Annotated in this window: 2 protein-coding genes; both read right to left on the bottom strand. The window is 68.9% G+C overall.

Translation table 11 applies throughout. From position 1 onward, the window contains the following. Positions 1-257: 257 nt before the first annotated feature. A complete protein-coding gene (locus QRO91_RS15890) occupies positions 258-575 on the bottom strand; it encodes a hypothetical protein (RefSeq protein ID WP_404830269.1) in 318 nt (105 codons plus the stop codon). After that, a partial coding sequence (locus tag QRO91_RS22595; RefSeq protein WP_404830268.1) for a hypothetical protein occupies positions 523-704 on the bottom strand: 182 nt, incomplete at its 5' end. The genes QRO91_RS22595 and QRO91_RS15890, both read right to left, overlap by 53 nt.

The raw sequence follows: 704 nt of genomic DNA, 5'->3' as shown, positions 1-704 counted from the left end.
GGGGCGGTTTTGTCACCTCAAGGTAAGGGAAGAAGTCCGACCCGGTTTACACGCTGGCGGGGGGGTTTTGAGCAATTTTGATGAAACTAAGGCCCGCGGGCTAAACCCGCGGATTTTTTTTTCCGGGTATTGTGGCGGTAGAGTAGGACGTGGGGGTTGCGTCCTTGGGGGCGAAGGGAGCAACGTCCGCGCGCGGCAGGGATGTGCCGACCAAGGTCGGCACCCACCGTCGGCACCCACCGGGGCCGGAGGCGGGGTTACTCGGTCGTGGCCGTATCACCCTGCAGGCGCAGGGTGGCCATCACGCCCAGGCGCAGGCCGGGCAGATCGCCGTCGGCGGGCAGCAGGATCGGCTGCTGGCGGATGCCGCCGAAGTGCTTGACCTGGAACAGCACGTCCAGGCCGTGACCACTGGCGCCGCCGCCGCTGGCCGCCGGGGGCTCGGGGCGACCGCCAGGATTGCGCCGGGCCGGCTGGAAGCCGGGGGTGCTGCGTACCAGTTCCACCGTGGTCGCGGAGAAATCACCGGCGATCAGGCTGGGCATGCCCTCGGCGGTGGCGCCGATCCAGGTCATCAGGTCGCTGGTCTGGTGCTGGCGCGCGGTGGTCTCGTCCGGGTCCGGGCGCAGCCGCGCCACATAGATGTTGACCAGCGCCTCGCCCAGCTTCAGCCGCATCATGCCGGCCGCACTGAAGGTGCCGGG

Source organism: Stenotrophomonas maltophilia group sp. Smal32, assembly GCF_030237085.1.
Lineage (GTDB): Bacteria > Pseudomonadota > Gammaproteobacteria > Xanthomonadales > Xanthomonadaceae > Stenotrophomonas > Stenotrophomonas maltophilia_Q.
Note: the sequence above shows the minus strand (reverse complement) of the source record. Positions and strands in the feature narration are given on the sequence as shown.